Raw genomic sequence first — 19,226 nt, forward strand, 5'->3', positions numbered from 1 at the left:
CTTACTGCCCGATCGTGGACGGATCGACGACGAAGTCTTCCGCCTTCGGAGCGTCGTCGATGACCTTGTACTCGGCCAGAATGTCGGCGTTCTTCTGCCAGCCGGCGACATCAGCGGCGCCCAAGCCCTTTTCCTTGGTGAGCGGGCTCTGCCAGACGGTTGGTACGAAGGTTTGTTCGAAGGCCGTGGTCAGAATGCCCTTTTGATCCTTCGGCCAAGTCGGCGCGTATTTGTCGAGTGCGATATCCAGCGCTTCGTTGACATGGCCGTCGATGACCCATTCGTAGGACTGCGTGACGGCAGTGGTGAAGCGCTTTACCAGATCCGGGTTTTCGGAGAGCTTGGCAGCGTTGGTGACGACGACGTTGCCGAAGGACGGCAAGAAGTCATTGGAAAGAACCATCGTGACCTTGGTGCCGTCGGCTTCGAGATTGTACTTGCGAAGCTCGGAGAAGACGATTGCGTCGACCTGTCCAGCCTGTAGCGACTGGACGATGGCGCCCGTCTGCACGACCTCTACGCTGACGTCGTCGAGCGACAGGCCGGCCAGCTTCAGGCCGACCTGGAGCTGCAGATAGTTCGGGCTGGCAAGGCTGGTGACGGCGATCTTCTTGCCCTTCAGGTCCTTGTAGCCGGTAATGCCGCTGTCGGCCTTGGCAAGCAGTGCACCGATGCCGCGCTGATAGGTCGTGTGGACGACCTTGACCGGCAGGCCGTTGGCGGCAGCGGCAACCACGGCGTCACCGTTCGGGAAGCCGAAATCGACATTGCCGGCAGCGATGTTGGTCAGGATGTCTGCGGCAGCGGCATAGATGAACTCGACCTCGATGCCGTTCTTCTCGAAGATGCCGTTTTCGACGCCGGCATAAAGCGGCGCGTAAAAGGGAGCGGCCGCGCCGTCGATCTGCATCACAATCTTATCGGCTGCGTCGGCGAGGGATACGAAAAATGGCGAAGTGAGCAAGGCGAGCAGGCTTGCCGTGGTTGTCACGCGAAACTGGATCATGGTTGGCTCCTGAGTTCCCAATCTGTAGAGGAAAATGCCCTTCCTGCAATGCGCAGAAGGTTTCGCTGGGTCGCCTCATAGTCGTCGAGCCATTCATCGGTGGCGCGATTTCCATGGACACCAAGTAAGCAGCCGGTCTGGAGGCCGATCGCTCCACCGACGGTCAAGATGATCTCGCTCTCCATCTCGACGCCGACGGCGCCCTGAGCCTGGAAGCGGTCGATGAAATTGCCATAGGCATCGTCGCTGCCTTCGATCGAACGGAAGCGGCGGTCCTGGCCGAAATAATAGCTGTCGGTCGAGGCGACCATGCCCGGTCTGCAGGCGAGGCCAAGCTCAGCCGCTGCGTTCACGAGGCCCTGGGTAATCTGCGGCGAGGCGTTCGCCGTGCCGCCGGTGGCGCGATAGGTCCGGGCAGTTCCGGTATCGCCGATGGCGCTGTCGACGGCGATGAAGGTGCCGACCGCATGGTCCGCGATCAGCGAAGACATGCCGCCGATGCGCACGACACGTTTGGCACCAAGCATTGCGAGTTCCACCAGGGCGATTTCCGTCGACGGTCCGCCGATGCCGGTCGAGCAGATGGTCAGTTGCTTGCCTTCATAGGTGCCGGTGATGACAGCGAATTCGCGCTTGCGACCGAAATCTGTCACGTCCTCCATCATGTCGGCGAGCAGCCGCACGCGATCCGGGTCTCCTGGCGTCAAGACGTTTTCTGCGATATCGCCGGGGCCGCATGGCAGATGCGGCGGACGGCCGTTTTTCCAGGGGAAAGCTGCGCTGGTTTTAGCCACGGGCTGCTCCCTTCCAGGACAGCAGCCGGCGTTCGAGGATGGTCAGCGCGACATGCAGGAGAAGGCCGAGAACCACGGTCATGAGGACGGCGGCAAATAGAAGCGGCGTCTTGTAGGTGGCTGACGCAAAGGTCATCAGGTAGCCGAGCCCCACCTTGCCAGACATCCATTCTGCAAGCACCGCGCCAACCAGCGCCTGCACCGCGCCGATCTTAAGGCCGACGAATATTTCCGGCATCGCCGCCGGCAACTCGATCTGCCGGAACCGCTGTATGGAACTGAGGCCGAGAAGCTTCGAAAGATCCTTCATTTTCGGGTCGAGCGCCCGGAAGCCGGCGACGGCGCCGACAAAGACAGGAAAGAAGACTAGCGAGAAGATCAGAACGATTTTCGACAGGACGCCGAAGCCGAACCAGACGATGAAGAGCGGCGCGAGCGCGATCTTCGGGGCCGTCTGCAGGATCACAAGCGGGCCGTCGAGCCAGACCGCAAGCTTGGGAAACCGCGTCATGACATAGGCAATCGCAATACCGGCGATGCAGCCGAGGATAAGGCCGAGCACGATGTTCTGCAGCGTGAAGCCGAGATGCCGCCAGAGCTCGCCGGTGAGCGCGATCGTGACCAGCGCATTCCACGTCCGCAGCGGCGAAGGCAGGAGGTAGGTCGGCAGCCCCATCGGTCCGGTCGCCAACCACCAGGCAAACAGAAGCACGGCGAGCGCCAGCGTATAATCGATCGCCGCGGAAAAACGCCCACTCATCAATGCGCCTCACCGGCAGGCGTCCTGAGGTCGCGGCGAAGCTGGGCGACGAGAGCGTGATAGGCCGGATCGAGCTTGGTCTCCTCGCCGCGCGGACGGAGAAGCTCGACATTATGGACGCATTTCAGCTTGCCCGGGCGTGCCGTCATGACCATGACGCGATCGGCGAGATAGGCAGCCTCTTCTACGCTGTGTGTGACGAGCAGGATCGTCTTGCCGGTCGACTGCCAGATGCGCAGCAGTTCGTCGTTCAGATTGTCGCGTGTGAGCAGGTCGACGGCCGAAAACGGCTCGTCCATCAACAGAATCGGCGGGTCGTCGGAGAGCGCGCGGGCAATTGCCGCGCGCTGGCGCATGCCGCCGGAAAGCTGGCGCGGCAATGCCTTCTCGAAACCGGCGAGGCCGACCATCTTGATGAGGTCGAGCGCGGTCTTATCGCCCTGGCCGCGGCTGATGCCCGAGGTATCGAGGGGGAAGCGGACGTTGTCGATAATGGTCTTCCAAGGCAGGAGAACCGGCTCCTGGAACACGAAGCCGACAGGGCGTTTGCGGCCGGAAACATCGAGCTTGATCGAACCGCCGCTCGCTTGGTCGAGGCCGGAAATCAGCCGGAGAAGCGTTGACTTTCCGCAGCCGGAAGGCCCGACGATCGAGATGAATTCGCCTTCTTTGATGGTGATGCTGACCGGCTCCAGCGCGGTTACCGTTCCATGGTCAGCCACGAATGTCTTGTGGACACCCGCGATATCGATCATCCGCTCCGATTGCGACACCAAAAACTCCATGCCTTACCAGCGGGGAGCAATTGGTTATCGAGAGGACAATACCCCCTTCGACTACCCGTCCAACCCCGGAAAGGAGCCAAGCTTTCACAAAACTTTCACGGACGCAACCAAAATCTCAAAGATGAGATTTGTATCAAAATTGTTTTCGCGCTCGAATTCGGTGCCCCGAACGGTTGTCAGGCTGCGGCCCCATTCTTTAGCACGGTCTTTTCGATGAAATCGGCCGCCTGGTCGCCCTTGAGGCTTTTGCGCCAGAGCCTGTCGGTCATGCCGCCGTAAAGCTGTACCGCCTCTGCTGCCGCAGTGATGGTCGCGACCCCGACGCGGATATTGGCAAACGCTCCGAGGCGGAAGGGGCTGACGGCAACCTGCGCCTTGTCTGCTCGCTTGAATATCTGGAAGCTCGCGCCCGGCATGGAATCGATCACCACGCCGATCTGCACCCCAATCGGCTGCTCGCGCAGCATATGCACGATGTGCTCGATCTCGTCGCGCGCGGCCTTCTGGCGTTCCGCCAGATTGACCGAAGGATGATTGTGGGCGCCGACGAAGCCGACGCGACCGAACTCGTCAAGCTCCGCGGCCGAAACCAAGCTGACGATGCTGGGCGTGCGCCGCCGGAAGGTTTCCTTGCGGGTTTTGAGGATGTCCATGAGAGCGCCGATCTCGCGGATCGCCGCCTTCCGGTCGCCGACATCCTCGGGAATGCTCTCGTCCAGAACCTTCGGCAGCAGCTCGTCGTAGCGATCCGTGGTGAGCAGATAGGAGATCGGCCCAAACATCACGGTGATCTGGTCGACATCCTCTTCCAGCTGGCGCATGCGTTCAAAGAAGCTCACGGCCGAAGCGACGTATTCGATGCCGACCCCAAGCAGGGTGGGCAGCGAAACGCCGAGCAGGTCGGCGATCTTGCCAAGCGTATCGACCTTGGGCGGCTTGCCGGATTCGTAGCGATAGATGGCGGCGCGCGACACCCCGGCCTTGGCGGCGAGATCCTCTGGAGTAAGTCCTGCGCCCATGCGGAATGCGCGAAGGCGGCGCCCGACATCCGCTGTGGAACTCATCAAGTCCAAGGCGATTCCTCCCGACATCCTGTTGCTAAATCTTCGACTCATTAAACAAAAAATGGAAAAATCGCAATGAAGATGGCTATCAAGCGATAAATCTCATTTTTGAGAATCGTCTTGACAGCTTTGCCGCTCCACAATAGGCTCTGTTTTTGGACCCCGAATGCAGGGAGCACCCTATGACGTCCGACCGCCACCCTCTCCGACGCTGATCTCGAGCGAAGGCCGCGCGACGGCCTGGGCGATGTGCTGAAGCCTGAAGTCGCCATCCCAATCGACATTTTCATCCGCCCGGCGGTCAGAGTCGCCGACGGACCCACTTTTTCTGATTCCGGAAACCGTCATGCCCGCAAGCCCTTGCGTCGTTCCCGATTCCATTTCTCGCCCTTATTCCGTCCATGAGGTCGACTGTCGGGTCAAAACCCACGACTGGGTGAATGGCGAATACCGGCGTCTTGTGCTGTCGGCGCCGCGTTCCGTTCTTGATTGCGAGCCGGGGCAGTTCTTCCACCTTCTTTGCCCGCAGATGGAGGGCTTACAGCCTTATCTGCGCCGGCCAATGAGCATCTATTCCTATGACCGGATCCGGGGAGAGCTTTCCTTCCTCTACAAGGTAGCGGGTACCGGCACCGGAACACTGGCACGCCTTCAGCCGGGCGAACATCTCAACATCGTCGGGCCGCTCGGACGGGGTTTCGAAATCAGGCGCGAATGGCGGCGGCCGCTTCTCGTTGCCCGCGGCGTTGGGCTTGCAACGCTGGCACCCCTTGCAGGCGAATGCGCCCGTCTCGGCCGGCAGCTGACGGCAGTCTGCAGCGCGCGCTCCCCCGATCTCGTGATGTCGACCGATCTCTTCCGCTTCTTCGGCGCCGAAGTCATCACTGTAACGGATGCCGAGGATAATTCGGATGTCAAAAGCCTGACGCTGCTGATCGAGGGACTGATCCGCACGCGCGGCATCGATGCGTTCTTTACCTGCGGCTCCGCGCGTCTCCTGCGCATGTTGCAGGAGATCGGCGCACGTCACGGTATCGGCGGGCAGGTGGCGGTTGAGCAGCACATGGCCTGCGGTATCGGCATGTGTCAGGCTTGCGTGCGAACCTTCCTGCGCGATGGCAGCACGTTCAATCTCAGGGTCTGCCGCGAAGGACCGGTCTTCGATCTCCACGAGGTGCTGTGATGGCGGACCTGAGGACAATGATCGGCAGCCTTACGCTCAAGAACCCGATCATGCCGGCTTCCGGGACTTTCTCGGAGGAACTGGCGGAAGTCTTCGATCTCGACTGCCTCGGCGCGCATGTCACCAAGACCATCACAAGGGGAAAACGGTCTGGCAACCCCGTGCCGCGCGTCTGCGAGGTTAACGGCGCAATGCTGAATTCGATCGGCATTCCCAGCAAGGGCGCCCCATGGTTCCTCCAGAACACCCTGCCGTTCTACCGGGATTACGAGGCGCCGCTGGTCATCAGCATCTCCGCTAATACGGCTGACGAATTCGCGCGCTTCGCTGAGGAAGTCAGTGTGCCGGGTGTCGCGGCGATCGAGGTGAACATCTCCTGCCCGAACATCGAGGATGACGGAAAGGCCTTCGCCATGAAGCCGGGCGCAACCGGAGACGTCGTCCGCCGCATGCGCTCTGCCACCCACCTTCCGCTCTGGGCAAAGCTGTCGCCCAACACCGGCGAGGTGGTGGAGGTGGCGCTTGCAGCCGAGGAAGCCGGGGCCGATGCTCTCGTCACCGCAAACACCATGCTCGCCATGGCGATCGACAGCCGCACCGGCCGTGCCCGGCTCGGCAATATTATGGGCGGACTTTCCGGCCCGGCGCTCAAGCCGATCACGCTGCGCATGACCTATCAGTGCGCCCGCGCCGTCTCCATTCCGGTGATCGGATGCGGCGGCATATCCACCGTGGACGATGTGATCGAATATCTGGTCGCGGGCGCCCATGCCGTCCAGGTCGGCACCGCCACTTTCATCAGCCCGTCCACGATGCCGCGTCTCGTCCGGGAACTCGACGAGGCGCTCGACTCGCGCGGTCTACCCTCTGTCGATGCGCTGATCGGTACGGTCGATGTCACCAACGAAGCCGTTGCAGTCGCGGAAATGCGTGATGGGTGTCATGCTGCTCGATAGACCTTCATCTTCCGACCTCGGTGCGCTTGCAACACGGCTTTTCAGCGAAGTGGCCGAGCGAACTGCCGATGTCGAAGGCGTCAGCCGTCCGGCTTTCTCGACGATAGAAACAGAGACTCTCCGGTTTCTGTTCGATTTTGCCCATTCGGAAGGACTTTCCGCTCATTGGGATGCCGGCCGCAATGTCGTCTTTTCGCTGCCCGAGCATGAGCGTGCGAAACACTACATCCTTGTCGGCTCGCATGTGGACAGTGTGCCGCGCGGCGGCAATTTCGATGGTCTCGCCGGCGTCCTGGCGGGGCTCATGTGCCTCGTCAAGGCAAGGCGGGGAGGCGAACGTTTAGCGCAACCTGTGAAGGTCATCGCCATGCGCGGCGAGGAGAGTGCATGGTTCGGGCCTTGCTATATCGGGTCGAAGGCATTGCTCGGCGTTCTATCCGAACAGGAACTGGGTGCCCGGCATAAGGAAGACGACAGCACTCTCGACGCTCATATGGAGGCCGTCGGCATCGACATGACGAGTGTCCGGGCCTCCCGGCCCCTTCTGGATCGAAAGGCGGTCACGGCTTATCTCGAAGTGCACATAGAACAAGGACCGGTGCTGATCGAACGGAACCTGCCTGTCGCGGTGGTTTCCGGCATTCGTGGCAACTTCCGCTACAAGAAAATCTCCTGCTTCGGCGAAGCCGGCCACTCAGGCGCAGTGCCGCTCGCCTACCGGCACGATCCGGTTCTCGCCATGGCGGAACTCCTGAACAGTCTCGATGTCGCCTGGCACGATTTTGCGTCCAAGGGCCGGGATCTGGTTGTTACGAGCGGGATGGTTTCTACCGACCGGGCAAAGCATGCGCTCTCCCGAATCCCTGACAGCGTCGAGTTCAGCCTTGATGTGCGTAGCCAGGATGACGGGATGCTCCAGAACATACACGATCTGGTGCTCCAGCATGCGGAACGCATCGAACGTGAACGCAATGTACGATTCGATTTCGGAGATGTGCTCTGGACAAAGCCTGCGCTTTGCCACCAGCAACTCATCGCTGAACTGACGCGTTCAGCGGAAGCGCTTGGCCTGGAGCCCGCAATCGTACCTTCTGGGGGCGGGCATGATGCGGCGGTCTTCTCACGGGCTGGAATTCCCACCGGAATGGTCTTCATCCGCAACCGCAACGGCTCGCATAACCCACACGAGGCAATGGAGATCGGCGATTTCGAGATCGCCATCTCCGTGCTCTACGAATTCCTCATCACTCTGCAGAAGAGCGGAGCCAATAAGCAAAGGAAACCGTTCCCATGTTAGCAGCGATCACCAACATCATCCGCGACAAGGGCAATGCAATTCCAGGCTATCGCGAGGCTGCCAGAACCGCCCATCAACAGGCGACGAAAGATCTGGAGCGGTCGGTCGGCTATTTCCTACTCGGCAACGCGGCGCAGGAATTTGCCGATGCATACTGTGAAGAACCCTTGCACGCTGACACCGCCGAGCGCGAGCTTGCCAAACTGGAGGCATATGCATCTGTGCTTGATGAAGCTTTTGAAATGCCGGACCTGCAACGTCGACTGGATGCGCTTTCCTCCGTCGCGCGGGCGATGGCCGAGGACCGATGACGGCCACAGCAGGCGCTGTCTGCGTTCACGGATTCCGTTTTGTTTGACCGGAATCCGCGGCGATCCGCTCGGCAGCACCTTCCTTCGGATAGAGGAAAGAGACGGGGACATTGCTCTTTTGCTCTTCCTAGACCTTGGTTATCGTGACGTCGCCTATGCGATGTGTCTTTCGTTCGCTGTCCATGGAAATCCTTCGCGTTCGAGGCTTCCGGCTTCCGAACATAGGCAGTCTGCGCAGGCGCAAGGAATCGAACCTAACCATAGGCGCGATCAACGAGATCGATTGGTCGAAGGATGAAAGGTCGGGCATCTCTGGATCGGCTGCCGGACAATGGCAACGACCTCTTTCAGGGATGACGATGATGAACCTGTATTTCCACGCCACACCGAACTCCATGAAAGTCGCGGTTCAGCTGCATGAGCTGAACCTGCCTTTCGACATTACGCCGTTCGATATTTTCAAAGGGGCACAGCATTCGCCGGATTTCCGAGTGGTCAATCCGAACGGCAAGGTTCCGCCCTCGTCGATGACAGCGTCCCCGTTTCGATTCCCATGCGATCGGCGTTGTCGATCTACCCCAAAATATGCTTCTTGATGGCCGCACCAACGGAGTATTTTGGATCTACGAAATTTCCGAGCCTTACGATGCCGCACTGGCTTAACAACATATAGGCATCCCACTTTTCGAAAGTGTATTCCGAAACCATCCAGCGGATAAGCTCGCGATAGGCAATTCTCGTGGCGTCCTCGAGTGGACGCGCGCTGCCAATCGCCATGATCATGTCCTCCGTCTCCAGACGCGGCCAGTCGATGGTCCATTTCTTGATCAGATCGACGCGGATGGTCACCACAGCGGAATATTCCACCGCAACGCCACAAACCTCTCCGTCGCCCTGGCAGGCATGCGCATCGCCGATAAACAGGCGCGCGCCGGGGGAACGGACGGGCAGGTAGGTCACGCTGCCAGGTCCCATGTCCGGCAAGTCCATGTTGCCACCGTGATTGTCGGGGGTCAGCGAGTTGATGGAGTCGATTTCAGGCGAGCAGCTCAGCGTGCCGATATGGGGTTTATAGGGCAAGGTGACCCGTTTGCTCCAATAAACATGCTGTTCGTCAAGATCGATTTTCCGAACAACTTCCGGCAGCGGTTCATTGAGCATTGCCGTATATGTCGTCCCGGTCAGGCCGCCGAATTCCTCGATCATGCAGCACGTTCCGCGTGGGTTTTCACCGCGCGGAACCATTGACTCGATGTAGACGGCGACGGTGTCGCCCTTTTCCGCACCTTCGATCATGATAGGGCCGTTCTGCGGATTGAGAAACGGCATGCGCAAGAGCTCGGACGGCTTGTCCGTTTCATGCCGGATAGCCCCCTCGAAGGCGTCCCGGGTTTCCACCACGATCCTGTCGCCCGGCTTCACATGCAGCACCGGCGAAGAATACGGACCCATTGTGTAATGGTAGTCACCCTGCATTTCCTCGGTGAGATAATGTGTTTGCGAAGCCCGTGCCTTGCCCACGGATCTCGCAACCATGATGGAATTGCTGACCCATGCGTGAGGGAACGGAACGTGCGGGGCTTCAGGTCTCATGTCTGTCATGGCTCTCTCCTTGTAAAAAAGCGCAGCTTGCCGGTCGCCTAAGTGGCGTTGTTAAAATTACTGATGTATGGCTTGTTGCGCGGTGCGAACTTACCTGGTTTTGGCCGGATGCTGCGCGATCTTGCCGTGAGGCGTCTGAGACAAAATCAGCTTGTGCTGCGCAGCCGCCGACACCGCAAGTTCGCTGCAACATTCTTCAATCGACATTTGCCGCTGCATGGATTCGTTTCGTAGGATGCGAAACGCCGCGTCGTCATCGATATCGAGACTCTTCATAAGGCCGAATATGATCTTCACGACGATCGGCCGCAGGCGTAGCCTGTCCTCCAGCGCAAGCATTGCCGCCTCGCGTTGCGCATTAGCCTCGAATGCGTTGAACGCTGTTACCAGCGCCAGAAAAACGCCCTTGGATCCCACGGGCTTCGTCATATAGGCGCACGGTTTCTGGCCAATCGCCCATTCCAGTCGTCCCGGCGTTTCCGATCCGACCATGGCAATCAATGGAATAGGCGGAGAGCCGGACCAGCCGAACATGCCATCGAAACCGTTGTCGGTATCGAAAAATATCATATCAACCGCTGCGAAGTCCCTGTTTCTGGGGGGCCATTGGCAGATTGCGAAAATGTTCAGGCGTCTGAGCTGACTCACAAGAGCCTCGACATTAGCGTCGCTGCGATGAACCACGAGCGCTTTCATGGTGCTGAAATTGGGAATCGACACACTCATCGAACCACCTGCAGCCTGGGGGCCACCTTCTTGGTGTTGCCCGCGTCCGTACCAATCCGAGCGTCCATAAGAAATGGTGACGACTTAAGGGATGCGAGAAAAGGATCGGGTTTACACGGACGCTGTGCGGCGGCAATCACCCTGAAATCGGCATCCGATGTCGAGATACCAATGCGCGGCGTGAGATAGCAATGATTGTTGTCGGGATCGATCCAGATTTCGCCTTGCGGCGCTTCAAATGTGACGCTGGTTATTGCTTCCAGCACAGAGCGCGTATCTTCCGAGCCGGCATGGTGGGCTGCCAAAGCAAACATATGCACGGAATTGTAGGAGGCCTCCGCGTCCGCGGACGTTACCTTTTCAGGTCCGAACCTTTCGCGAAACCGCTTGACGAAAGCAATATTTCGCTCTGTTTCTATCGACTGGAAATAGACGCTGGACACGATGTGATTGGCGGCGGCAGGCACACCGATCATCTTAAGTTCCGCCTCCGACAGCGTGCAACTGGCAACCGGGACTGGACGCCCGTCCGAGGGACGGCACAAACCTGCGGAATGAAGGGCCTTTATGAATTCGTAGCTGCTTTCACCGATCAGTGTATTGAAGACGAAATCCGGTTTCAGAACACGGATTTCCTCCACCAATCCAACGATATCCACGGAGCCGACAGCCAGATATCGCTCGGCCAGAACGGTTCCCTGGACGTCATTGACGATCTCGCGCATGACACGGTTGCTTTCCCACGGCCAGATATAGTCCGAGCCGCACAGATAGACATTCCGGCCGAAATTCGTCGTCATGTAATGTGCCAGCGGAACGATATGCTGGTTTGGCGAAGCTCCGAGATAGAAATCGAAGGGACCGAGCCGTTCTGCCGTCGAGCATGATGCCTCCAGACCCTGCGAGAACGCGAAGCCGTCTGAGTAATAGGCGCTGTCTCCGTGTTGCAAGGCGAGAAGCAGCCCGAGCGAGCCAACGATCATCAGGCTGACCCGTGGGCTATAAAATCTCAGACGGCACCACAACTGGTATTGCAACCAGCTCTTCTGCAATAGGAGCTGATTAGCTCCGCTCCTAGTCTTTTAGTGAGGTAGACGTCTGCGCAGCGACTGGTTCCTTATGTGATGACTCGGTTGCATCTTCCACGATCAGTCGAGCGCCGCGCTCGTAGGTAAGGTAGCGCCATAGCCATTGAAGTGCGACCTGCACTCTGTGCTGGAAGCCAACGAGAAGATAGACGTGCACCACGGCCCAAGTCATCCAGGCTACCCAGCCCTTTAGTCTGAAACTACTGCTTTCAAAAACAGCGGCGTGCCTACCGATGATCGCAGTATTTCCTCGGCTGCGATAAACAAAAGCCTCGATCGGCACGGTGTCGCTAGGCTTGGCCGTCAAAGCGCGGCCAAGGTAAATGCCTTGCTGCTTGGCGACTTGAGCGAGTCCCGGCAGCGGATTGCCGCCGTCGTCAAGGCACAAGGCCATATCGCCCAAAGCGAATATGTTTTCGTGTCCTTTTACGCGGAGATATCGGTCAACTCTGACACGTCCTCCTCGATCCAGTTCACCACCTGTCTTTGCTGCAAGGTCGGAAGCCATGACGCCGGCCGCCCATACCACTGCCCCAACTGGAATGGTTTCGCCGGAAACGGTTATCGAAGTAGCATCGATCGCTTCGACCCGTTGTCTTGTTCGGATCTCTACGCCGAGCTTCTTCAACCGTTGGCGTGCGTAATCTGAAAGTCGCGCGTCGAACCCTCCAAGCATTCGATCGCCTGCCTCAATGAGGATCACACGGGTAGTACCCGGCCGGACATTGCGGAAATCCCTGGTAAGGGTATGTCGACTGAGTTCCGCGATTGAACCGGCCATTTCAACACCCGTTGGCCCGCCTCCAATCACAGCAATTGTCATCAGACGCGCCTGCTCTGCGGCATCGCTTGACCTCTCGGCCAACTCGAAGCATCGCAGCAGGCTGGACCGTAGCTTTCGTGCGTCTTCGATCGTTTTGAGGCCGGGGGCAAAATCTGCCCAATCGGTCCGGCCGAAATACGAAGGCACGGCACCCGCCGCAAGTACCAAGGTATCAAAAGTAATTTGGCTGCCATCGTCGAGGCTTACACGCCGAGCGGTCAAATCAATATCTACCACCCGCCCATAGAGAACCTGGATGCTGGGGTAGTCCCGAAGCACCTTGCGAATTGGCTCAGCGATGTCTGTAGCCGACAGTGCAGCGGTTGCCACTTGATAGAGGAGTGGTTGGAAGACATGGTGATTATGGCGGTCAATGACAGTCGCGCCGATGTCGGCTTTACCCAGAGCCCTTGCCACTTCCAAGCCGCCAAAGCCTGCTCCAACAATAACAACACCGCTCATCAGCTATATTCCGCCAGACCGAGGCCGAGCAGCACTGCAACCACTACGCCGACCGAAACCAAAATGGCAACGACTATCCATTTTTTCAGTGGTTTCTTGACTTCAGCGGATGGGAGGGGCCGCATAGCGGAGGCGTGGCTCGTCGCATTGAGGTTTGGTTTTTACCGATGCCCCTCTGCGTGGCAGAGGTTCCACCGGCATTGTTGCGGTGCCTCCGGCTTCTGCGTCTGTTTCCATTGGCACCGTTGCAGGATCGAAACCGGCAACCTTATCCCCCTCAAGTCCAGCATCGATTTCGCCACGTTGCATCGACGGTGTCACGGATCCATTTCGCTTGGATGAACTCGTCATCGTCTTTCCTTTCCGCACATCGTCACCAGGGCGTGAAATCCGTGTCCGGACGGATTCTCCGACAATAGCCGCAGACGAGGTCGATCGTTGCTTCGACGTCGTTCAGGCACAAGACCTCGGATGGGGTATGCATGTAGCGTAGCGGCACAGACAGCAGGCCCGTCGCAACGCCGCTGCGATTGGTCTGCAGCAGTCGCGCGTCCGTCGGGCTTTTATCGCCATAGGCCTGCAGTTGATATGGGATACTCTCCTCGAGCGCGGCCTTCAGCAGAATGTCAAGCACGATGGGATTGGTGTTTGGCCCCTGTGAGATTCCTGGCCCCTTCCCCAAATCAAGCCGACCTTGTTCCTCAGGCCTTGCAAGGGGATAATCCATTGCCACCCCCATATCGACGGCAAGTGCCGTATGGGGTGCTAAATTGAAGGCCGCTGTTTGGGCGCCTCGAGACCCAATCTCCTCTTGGACGGTGCCAAGCGCATAAAGACCGACATCGGGATGGAGCCCGCCCTCTTCAGCAAGGCGTCGTACGATTTCCCCGCCGATGAACAAGCCTGCCTTGTTGTCAAACGCCCGCGCGGTGGCATTGCTACCGAGTAGCGCGGCGAATTCCGTCTGCAAGGTAACCGGGCTGCCAATCTTGACTACGGCTTCGGCTTGCTCACGTGAGGTTGCGCCAATATCGATCCACAGGTCCTTGAGAGTTGGGGTCTGCTTGCTTTCGTCAGCTTTTAACGTCTGGATTGCCTTGCGGCCGATAACGCCCTGCACCCGCTCTTTTCCATGCACCCATACCCGTTGGCCGATCTCAGTCGCCACATCCGTGCCACCGATAGTGTTGAAGAAAAGAAAGCCATCTTCATCGATAAAATGAACGATAAAGCCGATCTCATCCATGTGACCCGCATACATGATCCGCATCGCCGCCTGTGGGTTTATGCAGGCGCTCACATTGCCCATAACGTCGGTTATGACCTTGTCGGCGAATTCAGACACGTAGTTTCGGTAGAGGTGAGCAACCGGTTGTTCGAAGCCGCTGGGAGAAGGCGTCGCAATCAGCGTCTTCAGATGTTCGAGGGATGCGTCGCGCATTGCAGTCTCCAAGGCTGACCGAGAGCGTAATCTTGAAATGCGCCGAGCTGGCACTTCCACCCCAATCCTCGCACTTGCATATGGTTCCGTGTCAATGCTTCAGGTAGCATCCTAAGAGCGCGACATACGCTGCGGCCACGGTAGCGCGCTTACGTACCGCAGGACCTTCTCGACCCCAGCAACGATCCTATGATGGCAAAAGGTTCGTCCCATCGCAGCGATAGCAATTTCGCCAACTCGGTCAGAATGCTGGAGTGAATGGTTCCTTTTTATGCCGCCCGCCCGCGCTTCGCATATCTCGCCAATCGTACCGGCTGTGCAACCAACAAAGCTGTCTATCAGGATGAAGGGACAACTGGATTTTGCGGCAAGAAACGGGTGGCCGCTTCTTCGCCCAATCACCTATGCCTAAGCTCCCACAGAAGGAGTCAATCATGGGAATGTTGCAAGAAAAAGTTGCTATCATCACCGGCGCATCATCAGGGATAGGCCGCGCCGCAGCACTGCTGTTTGCTGCCGAAGGTGCTGCCGTAATTCTGAACGCCAGAAGCACTCCCGGTTTGGAAAAAGTCGCCGACACGATACGGGGCCAAGGCGGGAGAGCCCATATCGTGGTGGGTGATATAAGTCAGCCGGAAACTCACGACGAACTTACTGCTGACGCCGTGCGATTATTCGGCGGCGTCGATATTGCCTTCAACAATGCAGCAATGGTCGGTCCATTAAAGCCACTCGCGGACGTTACCCTGTCAGAATGGCACGAGACGCTTGCGACCAATCTAACTTCAGCCTTCTTGGCAAGTCGCAGCCAAATCCCCGCTATCTTGGAGAGAGGCGGTGGCTCCATCATATTCACATCTAGTTTTGTCGGGACCAGTGTCGGACTTCCGGGCATGGGGGTCTACGCAGCGTCTAAGGCCGGATTGATGGGCCTCGTAAAGGGGATCACCGCCGACTATGCCAGCAGGGGCATCAGGGCAAATGCACTTATGCCCGGCGGCTCTGATACCGCGATGGCTGGCGACGAAGCGCAGAAGGAGTGGGCCGCAGGCTTGCACGCCTTGAAAAGAATTGCGCAACCGGAAGAAATTGCGAGAGCCGCGTTGTTCCTTGCCAGCTCCATGTCAAGTTTTGTTGCCGGATCCGCGTTGTTCGCAGACGGTGGAAATTCAGCCGTCAAATAGCAATACGATGTCCGCACCGTATTCCTGACTGATATTGCCAAGCGTTCGTATGGTTGTTCGGCGATATCAGTCGAACTCGCAGCGGGGTGACTGGAACCTTGCCTGGGCGACTACCTGAAATGGGCAGAGGACGACAAGGTGATCCTCCTCTATCAGATCAGCCCCACTCCGAAGCAGACTAAACAAACTATCGCCGAAACCGGTTTCCAACCCCATCTTTGGATGTGGGAACAGGCGCTGCTGATCTCGACAGCCGACATGTAACTGGTCTTGCGCCAAAGACTTCAGGCAGGATCGCAAACAGGAGCAGATATGTTTGATGGATTCAGATTGGAGCAGATCAGTCTTCCGGAAGCAACGCTTCGGGTCCGGATAGGCGGCAAAGGAAAGCCTTTGCTTCTGTTGCATGGTCATCCCCGGACACATGCAACCTGGCACCGGGTGGCGCCGATCCTTGCTGAGCAATACACGGTCGTCTGCCCAGACCTGCGCGGCTTCGGTCAATCCTCCAAGCCTGTGGACACGCCGGATCACGTCGGTTCATCCAAGCGTGCCAAGGCAAGAGACTGCATTGCCCTAATGCGCCATTTCGGCTTTGATCGCTTCTGTCTCGTCGGGCACGACAGAGGGTCCTACACAGCCTTTCGGGCCGCCATGGATCACCCTGCGTCGGTCGATCGTCTTGCGATACTCGACGGTATTCCTATCGCGGACGCGCTGGCCCAGTGCGACGCCCGCTTTGCTTCCGCATGGTGGCATTGGTTTTTCTTCGCTCAAGCGGAGAAGCCCGAGCGGGCGATCTTGGCTGACCCGACCGCATGGTACGGCGGCAGCCCGGAGAAGATGGGCGAGGAGGCTTACGCTGATTTCAGTGCCGCAATCCACGATCCGGCGACCGTTCATGGCATGATCGAGGACTACAGGGCGGGTCTGGGCATCGATCGCCAACATGACGAAGATGATCGGCAGGCTCGCCGTAAGCTTGCTTGCCCTTTGCTCGTGCTCTGGTCGGGTCGCGACGATTTGGAGGACTTACATGGCGATATCCTAGCCATCTGGCGCAGATGGGCATCCAACGTCACTGGCCGCAGTATCGACTGCGGCCACCATATGGCCGAAGAAGCGCCCGAAGAGCTGGCGGCAGAGTTAGGAGCTTTCTTCCAGTCATCCTGACCTGCGTCGGCTTTCGACAGGAGCTCACAACAAAGAAGACCGACCGAATGCCAACGCAACGGGTATCGATATGTGATTTGGCCGAGTGGCTAGTCGAGGAGAACCACAGCTTCTACCTCGAAGAGCATAGGGTCGATAGCAAGCTTTGGCACCGGAACCAGTGTTTGCGCCGGCAGTGTGGCACCGAACATCCGCGTCGCGCTCTGAGTCAGCACACCCAATTTCGACATATCGTGATCGACCACGAAAACGGTCAGTTTCACGACCTGGTCCAGCAGAGCGCCGAGCGCGTCGATCACGGCAGCCAAGTTCGCATATGCCTGTTCTACCTGTGTTGCGAAATCAGGCGAGAGTGCCCCAGTCTCGTCCTGTCCGCCCTGCCCGGAAATAAAGGCAAGCCGACCGGCAGCGGGGGTGATGACCGCTGTGCTGTAGCCATTCGGCGTCGGGTCGGGCAGATGGGAAGGGTTGACGAAAACGGGCGTTGCATTGGGGACGGGCGTTTGGTTTGGGGATGTCATGTTACTCTCCTTGTTGCGTTTCCATGACCCGCCTAGAGTGAATCGATGCCAAATTTTGTCACCAAATGTGCTATTGCTGACAAATGAACATCCGCCTCCGACACGAAGCTATCGTGCGCATCCTCCGGCGCAGCGGAACCTCGACGGTCAACGACTTGGCACGGGAAGTTGGTGCTTCCGGGCGAACAGTGCTGCGCGACATCGTAGCGCTGCGTGACCAAGGCTTCGTCATCCATTCCGAATCCGGCCGGGGCGGCGGGCTGCTGCTCGACCCGCAATCGGTGCAGACTACTGCTCGGCTCTCCATGACGGAAGTGTTCGCTCTCATCATCAGCGTTGCGGCAATGCGCGCGGCCAGATCCCTTCCGTTCTCCGATCTCGCCGATGCGGGGCTTGCCAAGATCGAGAGGGCATTGTCGGCAGACAAGGTGCGAGACCTGCGCCGGCTTCTCGACTGCTTGTATGTCGGGCAGTTGTCGCCTGAACAGGATATTTCGGACCTGGGTTTGATCGATCAGGCTTTGCTGCCCGCCTTCGAGACGACATTTCTCCAGCGGCTACATCTGCGGTTCCGCTATCGCGACGCCAAAGGAGCTGAAACCATCCGCACGGTCGAACCACAGGCCCTTCTGATCCTGCCGCCCCTTTGGTATCTCGTGGCGTGGGATGCCGCCCGCGATGATTTCCGCCAGCTGGCAGTTGAAATGATCTTGTCTGCCCCTTGACCACTGGCTTCCACAACATTGTCACTTGAATCGTCGACGTAATAGGTGTCGTTCCCGAGGCCCCCGCGCATCGTGTCAGCCCCGGTACCACCGTTGAGCAGATCATTGCCGACTCCTCCGTCGAGCGTATCGTCGCCGGCAAGACCATAGAGCTTGTCGTTGCCCAGCCCCCCAGTCATCACATTCTCTATGGTGTCACCGGTAATAAGGTCATGTTCGGTGATTTGCGGAGACATGATATTACTCAAGGGAATGTCCCGATCCGGGCCATAGTACCCCCAGTCCAGAAGCTGGGTACTTTGCACCGATGCGAAGAAGGCGTTGAAATCTGAAGCCGAAGACATCTCCGGGATCAAATTCCCCGACATCTGGGCCAAAAAGCGCCGTCCATCGCCGACCTCTATGGAGATGATGTTGGCAACGCCACCCGGCCACGAAATCTGTTCGGTTTCGGCGTTATGATCAGGGATTTGATTGAGCGGCACATTTTCGCCATCGACTCGAAGCGTGGAAATCGGGCTGACAATCGTGATGTGCTCATTCGGCTGACCGTCCGTGTAGCTGCGCGTGTAGCGCAGGAAAGGACTTTCGTCCGGGACGACGATAACAAGCGTGGAAGCCTCAAGATTGGACGCTGTCCCATCAACACCATAGGTGACGGCGTATCCCTGATATGTAAATGTCGTCATTCCCAATCCTTTCTGATCCAGGATTTCCAGCCGGTGGATTCACGTGAGCATTGAGAAGGCGCCAGCCGCCAATCTGTGCACGACCGGCGTTATGCAGGCGCTCTACGCTCAGCCGAAAGCCGTGCCATCGTCGCCTGTGATTATCGCACCACGATCGCGACGACGCCGGACTGAAAGCGTTTAACTTCGGAACCGGATTTGATACCGGTGGCGTTCACCGCGCGGGTGGGAACATTCTTCTTACATTGATCGCTCATACGGCTGGAAAGCCCCCCATCCGAATAGCTGACGATTTGCGAGCGCGGCATCCGGCCCGAAACTGCCGCGAAACTGGGAGGCGGTGCACCGCAACCATCAGCGCGATAGGCGGTGAGGTGCTTTGTTTCCCCTACCGACAATTCTACGGTCTTGTCGGCGCTTCCAGCACTGACGCACCCAGCCATAATAAGCCCTGAAAACAGCATCGCAGGAAATTTGAATTGCTTCATGCCCAGCCCACTCCTGAAAAAATGTTCTTCACTGATTCGAGAAGGGGATCGCTGCCGCCTCTCGCTACACGCATCAGTGAAAAGGGAGTTGCGAGAGAAACCTACCGAAAAATCGGGTTATTTATGGAAAAATCGGAAAATAACGGAA

20 protein-coding genes and 1 pseudogene are annotated in these 19,226 nt (G+C 58.3%); 8 read left to right on the forward strand and 13 right to left on the reverse strand.

The genetic code is table 11. The features are described from left to right. Position 1: 1 nt before the first annotated feature. The 5 genes from ICI42_RS21465 to ICI42_RS21485 form a co-directional block, all read right to left on the reverse strand. Complete coding sequence (locus ICI42_RS21465; RefSeq protein WP_188166652.1) at positions 2 to 1,006, reverse strand: ABC transporter substrate-binding protein; 1,005 nt, start codon at positions 1,004 to 1,006, stop codon at positions 2 to 4. Beyond that, the gene (locus ICI42_RS21470) at positions 1,003 to 1,800 is read right to left on the reverse strand and encodes a nucleoside phosphorylase (protein ID WP_188166653.1); all 798 of its coding nucleotides are present in this window, start codon (positions 1,798 to 1,800) and stop codon (positions 1,003 to 1,005) included. Before ICI42_RS21470 ends, ICI42_RS21465 begins: the two co-directional genes overlap by 4 nt. Next, complete coding sequence (locus tag ICI42_RS21475) at positions 1,793 to 2,560, reverse strand: ABC transporter permease (protein ID WP_188166654.1); 768 nt, start codon at positions 2,558 to 2,560, stop codon at positions 1,793 to 1,795. Before ICI42_RS21475 ends, ICI42_RS21470 begins: the two co-directional genes overlap by 8 nt. Then, positions 2,560 to 3,333, reverse strand: coding sequence for an ABC transporter ATP-binding protein (locus tag ICI42_RS21480; RefSeq protein WP_330999219.1), 774 nt, complete (start codon positions 3,331 to 3,333; stop codon positions 2,560 to 2,562). The genes ICI42_RS21475 and ICI42_RS21480 overlap by 1 nt, the downstream gene beginning before the upstream one ends. Positions 3,334 to 3,521: 188 nt before the next feature. Continuing rightward, on the reverse strand, positions 3,522 to 4,409 hold the full coding sequence (locus ICI42_RS21485) for a helix-turn-helix domain-containing protein (protein WP_230980493.1): 888 nt from the start codon (positions 4,407 to 4,409) through the stop codon (positions 3,522 to 3,524). A gap of 346 nt (positions 4,410 to 4,755) precedes the next feature. Between ICI42_RS21485 and ICI42_RS21490 the strand changes: the two genes are divergently transcribed. The 5 genes from ICI42_RS21490 to ICI42_RS23490 all read left to right on the forward strand — a co-directional run bounded on the left by ICI42_RS21490 (position 4,756) and on the right by ICI42_RS23490 (position 8,752). After that, on the forward strand, positions 4,756 to 5,592 hold the full coding sequence (locus tag ICI42_RS21490; RefSeq protein WP_188166657.1) for a dihydroorotate dehydrogenase electron transfer subunit: 837 nt from the start codon (positions 4,756 to 4,758) through the stop codon (positions 5,590 to 5,592). Further along, on the forward strand, positions 5,592 to 6,548 hold the full coding sequence (locus ICI42_RS21495) for a dihydroorotate dehydrogenase (RefSeq protein ID WP_188166658.1): 957 nt from the start codon (positions 5,592 to 5,594) through the stop codon (positions 6,546 to 6,548). Before ICI42_RS21490 ends, ICI42_RS21495 begins: the two co-directional genes overlap by 1 nt. Continuing rightward, positions 6,526 to 7,845: a hydantoinase/carbamoylase family amidase gene (locus ICI42_RS21500; RefSeq protein WP_230980494.1), complete on the forward strand. Its 1,320-nt coding sequence runs from the start codon at positions 6,526 to 6,528 to the stop codon at positions 7,843 to 7,845. The genes ICI42_RS21495 and ICI42_RS21500 overlap by 23 nt, the downstream gene beginning before the upstream one ends. Continuing rightward, entirely contained in the window at positions 7,839 to 8,156 is a 318-nt protein-coding gene (locus ICI42_RS23800) for a hypothetical protein (protein ID WP_230980495.1), read from the forward strand. Before ICI42_RS21500 ends, ICI42_RS23800 begins: the two co-directional genes overlap by 7 nt. A gap of 182 nt (positions 8,157 to 8,338) precedes the next feature. Beyond that, positions 8,339 to 8,752, forward strand: coding sequence for a glutathione S-transferase N-terminal domain-containing protein (locus ICI42_RS23490; protein WP_210317443.1), 414 nt, complete (start codon positions 8,339 to 8,341; stop codon positions 8,750 to 8,752). Here the strand turns inward: ICI42_RS23490 and ICI42_RS21510 are convergent. The 5 genes from ICI42_RS21510 to ICI42_RS21530 form a co-directional block, all read right to left on the reverse strand. Beyond that, entirely contained in the window at positions 8,730 to 9,749 is a 1,020-nt protein-coding gene (locus ICI42_RS21510) for an acetamidase/formamidase family protein (RefSeq protein ID WP_188166684.1), read from the reverse strand. The genes ICI42_RS23490 and ICI42_RS21510 overlap by 23 nt on opposite strands. Before the next feature lie 99 nt (positions 9,750 to 9,848). Continuing rightward, positions 9,849 to 10,484: an ANTAR domain-containing response regulator gene (locus tag ICI42_RS21515; RefSeq protein WP_188166659.1), complete on the reverse strand. Its 636-nt coding sequence runs from the start codon at positions 10,482 to 10,484 to the stop codon at positions 9,849 to 9,851. Continuing rightward, a complete protein-coding gene (locus ICI42_RS21520; RefSeq protein ID WP_188166660.1) occupies positions 10,481 to 11,467 on the reverse strand; it encodes a transporter substrate-binding protein in 987 nt (328 codons plus the stop codon). The genes ICI42_RS21515 and ICI42_RS21520 overlap by 4 nt, the downstream gene beginning before the upstream one ends. Positions 11,468 to 11,558: 91 nt before the next feature. Then, entirely contained in the window at positions 11,559 to 12,857 is a 1,299-nt protein-coding gene (locus ICI42_RS21525; protein ID WP_188166661.1) for an NAD(P)/FAD-dependent oxidoreductase, read from the reverse strand. Positions 12,858 to 13,230: 373 nt separating this feature from the next. Continuing rightward, positions 13,231 to 14,298 carry a zinc-binding metallopeptidase family protein gene (locus ICI42_RS21530; RefSeq protein WP_188166662.1) on the reverse strand — a complete coding sequence of 356 codons (1,068 nt, stop codon included), beginning with the start codon at positions 14,296 to 14,298 and terminating at the stop codon, positions 13,231 to 13,233. A gap of 434 nt (positions 14,299 to 14,732) precedes the next feature. On the opposite strand from ICI42_RS21530, the gene ICI42_RS21535 reads away from it, so the two are divergent. Together ICI42_RS21535 and ICI42_RS21540 are read left to right on the forward strand one after the other, a co-directional pair. Continuing rightward, positions 14,733 to 15,482 (forward strand): SDR family oxidoreductase, encoded by a 750-nt coding sequence (locus tag ICI42_RS21535; RefSeq protein WP_188166663.1) that lies wholly within the window; start codon positions 14,733 to 14,735, stop codon positions 15,480 to 15,482. Positions 15,483 to 15,794: 312 nt separating this feature from the next. Continuing rightward, a complete protein-coding gene (locus ICI42_RS21540; protein WP_188166664.1) occupies positions 15,795 to 16,655 on the forward strand; it encodes an alpha/beta fold hydrolase in 861 nt (286 codons plus the stop codon). Between the two features lie 89 nt (positions 16,656 to 16,744). Here ICI42_RS21540 and ICI42_RS21545 read toward each other — a convergent pair whose 3' ends face one another. Next, on the reverse strand, positions 16,745 to 17,176 hold the full coding sequence (locus tag ICI42_RS21545; protein ID WP_188166665.1) for a RidA family protein: 432 nt from the start codon (positions 17,174 to 17,176) through the stop codon (positions 16,745 to 16,747). An 83-nt stretch (positions 17,177 to 17,259) separates the two neighbouring features. Here ICI42_RS21545 and ICI42_RS21550 point away from each other — a divergent pair, with 83 nt between their 5' ends. Further along, on the forward strand, positions 17,260 to 17,901 hold the full coding sequence (locus ICI42_RS21550; RefSeq protein ID WP_188166666.1) for a helix-turn-helix transcriptional regulator: 642 nt from the start codon (positions 17,260 to 17,262) through the stop codon (positions 17,899 to 17,901). A 65-nt stretch (positions 17,902 to 17,966) separates the two neighbouring features. Here ICI42_RS21550 and ICI42_RS24210 read toward each other — a convergent pair. Both ICI42_RS24210 and ICI42_RS21560 read right to left on the reverse strand, forming a co-directional pair. Continuing rightward, a pseudogene (locus ICI42_RS24210) lies at positions 17,967 to 18,590 on the reverse strand (hypothetical protein); the annotation flags it as partial. Positions 18,591 to 18,730: 140 nt separating this feature from the next. Then, the gene (locus ICI42_RS21560) at positions 18,731 to 19,078 is read right to left on the reverse strand and encodes a hypothetical protein (protein WP_230980496.1); all 348 of its coding nucleotides are present in this window, start codon (positions 19,076 to 19,078) and stop codon (positions 18,731 to 18,733) included. Positions 19,079 to 19,226 lie beyond the last annotated feature (148 nt).

The sequence above is a fragment of the Oryzicola mucosus genome, assembly GCF_014534685.1.
Lineage (GTDB): Bacteria > Pseudomonadota > Alphaproteobacteria > Rhizobiales > Rhizobiaceae > Oryzicola > Oryzicola mucosus.